The sequence below is a fragment of the Aquitalea sp. LB_tupeE genome, assembly GCF_013391415.1.
Lineage (GTDB): Bacteria > Pseudomonadota > Gammaproteobacteria > Burkholderiales > Chromobacteriaceae > Aquitalea.
In genome coordinates this window covers 1-3,092 of the sequence record NZ_JACAXB010000052.1, presented here as the reverse complement: position 1 = coordinate 3,092, position 3,092 = coordinate 1, and the positions used below count along the sequence as shown (strand labels likewise).

4 protein-coding genes are annotated in these 3,092 nt (G+C 46.6%); 2 read left to right on the top strand and 2 right to left on the bottom strand.

What is annotated here, in order from left to right:
- Both HWX34_RS21145 and HWX34_RS20945 read left to right on the top strand, forming a co-directional pair.
- Positions 1 to 299: hypothetical protein (locus HWX34_RS21145; RefSeq protein ID WP_218645287.1), on the top strand; the 299-nt coding region annotated here is incomplete at its 5' end.
- 223 nt (positions 300 to 522) lie between these two features.
- The gene (locus HWX34_RS20945) at positions 523 to 969 is read left to right on the top strand and encodes a hypothetical protein (RefSeq protein ID WP_178974131.1); all 447 of its coding nucleotides are present in this window, start codon (positions 523 to 525) and stop codon (positions 967 to 969) included.
- A 285-nt stretch (positions 970 to 1,254) separates the two neighbouring features.
- Here HWX34_RS20945 and HWX34_RS20940 read toward each other — a convergent pair whose 3' ends face one another.
- Positions 1,255 to 1,710 (bottom strand): hypothetical protein, encoded by a 456-nt coding sequence (locus HWX34_RS20940; protein ID WP_178974129.1) that lies wholly within the window; start codon positions 1,708 to 1,710, stop codon positions 1,255 to 1,257.
- A gap of 367 nt (positions 1,711 to 2,077) precedes the next feature.
- A complete protein-coding gene (locus HWX34_RS20935; protein ID WP_178974127.1) occupies positions 2,078 to 2,512 on the bottom strand; it encodes a hypothetical protein in 435 nt (144 codons plus the stop codon).
- Positions 2,513 to 3,092 lie beyond the last annotated feature (580 nt).

Here is a 3,092-nt window from a genome sequence, read left to right as displayed (position 1 = left end):
AGACAGATCAAAGCATGCGTCATGCGCAAGCAAAGACAGGACTGCGCTCGGCTGACGGGTATTTCAACAGCCTGCTAGAAAATGCCAAAAAAATAAAGGCAAATGCAAATCGTGGGTCTCGCCCCGCCGTCGAGGTACTTTGCTTTTGCTTCGCCACTTCGCCACTTCGCCAAAAGAAGGTACCCAAAGAAAAGGCGACCCGCAGCGCGTCGAATTCCCGCCCCAGCCATGCCACTCAGGGCGCGGCCGGAACTTGCGGCGCGCTAACGTCGCGCCGCTTCGGACAGCCGACCGCTTAAGACCCTGAGCGGCACGTCTGCGTCGGCTCGCGCTGACGGGACCGGGTTTCGTTGGTACGTTCTTGCGGTAACGGATCACTGTCTGGACCGTCACCAATACAGGTCAAGATTTTCTCCATGCCATTGTGCTAGCATGACTGGTATCGGCCAATAGCAGACAGACAATACCTACACAACAAGAGCCAATCGAATCAATCATGGCTAGAAATAAAATGAGGAATACATGCTGCCGGATGAGAATAAACTAGGCCCGCAAAAAGACACCATGGCCGGAAGTGTCTTTCTGATAGTTGGTTTATTAATATTTCTTATAGGCTATTTTTTTATGATGGCCGATTTTCAGACATGGGGAAAGTCAGGCTTGGTAAACAGCATTGCATTTGGAGGGGGTGCATTATTTTTGGTATTCGTCGGTTTGCTGTGTCTGTATAGAGGCTCATGTTATTTGATAGGAACTGCAGCGGTAATGCAAACCAAAAAATTTAAACCAATTGGTGATTTAATTTTCTTTTTTGCTCCCACCCTTCAAATCATAATGATGATTATCGATAAAAATCCAGTACTGGCAAAAAATCACCCATACATACTGGGAGCCTCATGTGTATTTCTCTTACTAATGCCAGTTGTTTTCGTGATTTACATGTACAAGAAAAGAGCGCTCCTAGATTAATCGATTCTTCTCGTATATTTCGACTGCCTATGGGGAGGTCTGCTTTGGGTCGTAAGCTGTCAGAGATGGAAAATCTGGCCGCTTATGGCCAGGAGCTGACATGTAAAATTTTCAAATATTCGGCGGCTGAGCATCCGGCATTTATCGAAGAGCTGCCATCAACGATAGCCTCAGCCGGGCATAATATTATATTGAATACATTTTTTCTAGGCCATTACTAATAAATGTAGTCGTTTGTATGGCACGAGTTTTATTTTTCATTTTCAAGTCATCTCCAATGCACCACTACTTCATTCGTTTCCAGCGATAATGCCACCACCACACAAAAAAGGGTGTTGAGACAATTAACACAAGAGCTGCAGGTTCAATCCATGTGCGCCCCATAAGCCAATGTGGATTGGCTTGTTCGATGTGATTAATCAAGCGCAATAGTGGCGCCATAACAACAATAGAAGTAATGACTGGTCCCTTGCGCCCCTCGCCAGGCAGAAATAGTTTTGCTTTTCCAGTTGCATATCCCAATGACCGACTCAAACACCAAAATCCACCAATGCAAAATAAAATACCAATAATAAACAAGAAGATGGTATCACTATTGAGTGGTTTGCTAATGATTGCAATGCCAAAAATCATGAACACCCCGATTGTAAGGATTGGAGTTCCAACAATAAAAAATATCAAGGAACTAACAATGCTTTTCGTCCCTGAATTTTCTCCGTAGGAGCTAAAATTTTTATCCATATTGATAATTTCTCCACTTCTTGTTCAGCTGTTCTGTGTCTATAATTTATAACAGGGTATATACGAGCTTTTCAGTTCATATATTCATCAATACGGATGAAAAGTATAATCACTTGCGATTTCATGCTCACTACAACTTTGTCATAAACATGCTCGTATAACACCCCCCAATCTACCGGGTAGTGTAATGACCCACGTCAATTGCTCACTGGCTACAAATTCAAACTTGAGAGTTTGGGTACGGTGACCCAGTCCTGAGGGGCAACTTCGAGTCTTAATGCTGCCATTTAACGACCATTGCGGTAAATGGCAACTCAGGGTCGCCTGCCGCCATTGGTAGCTGGCTGTTTTAGCCAGAAGGCTGTCGTCAATGGTACCGGAATAGTCTCCCACACCACATCGCCGTATTACATACCACGCCAGTATTTACTACAAAACCCAGCACTATCAGCGATAGTCCCAGCAGTAAACTACTAACCGGATGCAGCCGTTTATGCTTGCTAATGATAGCACCCGACAGGCCTAGTGCAAGCGCCCCTGGCCATGTGAGGAAAAAGGGAATAATCCACAGCCCTTCAGGGTCTTTGCTTTGCAACACTATTGACAGAAATAAAGCAGAACAGACTGCAGAAGCCAGTGCACTACCAGTCAAATAGAGAGGGGATGGCCGAATACCGGCAACAACTTCAACAATGAGAATCTGCATCAGAAACATAGGTAACAGAATCGGATAAATGCCAGCAAAAATAGCAGCCAATATGTGTAGGCCGTAGGTGATTTTTCTGTCGAGGATAAGTGTCATTCTTTCAGACGCCCATATCAATTTTTAAGTAGTCGGCTGCAACTACTTGTAATAGCATTAATTTATCCTCTTTTTCAATGTTGCTACAACCATGTAACAAAAAGAGTGGCCGCAAGCTAAATCTTAGTAACAGCATATGGCCGTCTCGTGGCCACGAAAGTGAAGGACAGCTTCGGGTCGTAAGCAGAAATCTATTTGGTGTCATCCGAAATCGTCTTATCTACTGAACTCCCCACCGCACCAACGCGCCCACTGGCCCCGCCAAGCATGCCGACGGGTGGCCGGGGCGAGGTCTTAAGCGCCTGCCCTGTTTGAGCGATTTGACGTTAGCAAATCGCGAGTTCAGGCGCGCCTCGCTCCGGACGGGCCCTGTCGGGCAGCCGCAGGCCATGCTTGTGGGGTGGCCTTGGAGGTGAAGGAGGGCTTGGCCAGGCAAGCCCTCCTTCCCGTTTGCCGCGCGGAAGCGGCATGTAAACCATCATCCGCGTGAGCGGATGCTTGTCCTTTGTGCATCAAGAAAACCATCGAACAGCAAAGACAAAAACAACTTCGCGGGTCTCGCCCCGCCGTCGAGGTTCTG

Bases quoted from the DNA above. Each gene is read 5' to 3' on its own strand.
- HWX34_RS20945 (WP_178974131.1), top strand. From the start codon at position 523: ATGCTGCCGGATGAGAATAAACTAGGCCCGCAAAAAGACACCATGGCC.
- HWX34_RS20935 (WP_178974127.1), bottom strand. From the start codon at position 2,512: ATGACACTTATCCTCGACAGAAAAATCACCTACGGCCTACACATATTG.
- HWX34_RS20940 (WP_178974129.1), bottom strand. From the start codon at position 1,710: ATGGATAAAAATTTTAGCTCCTACGGAGAAAATTCAGGGACGAAAAGC.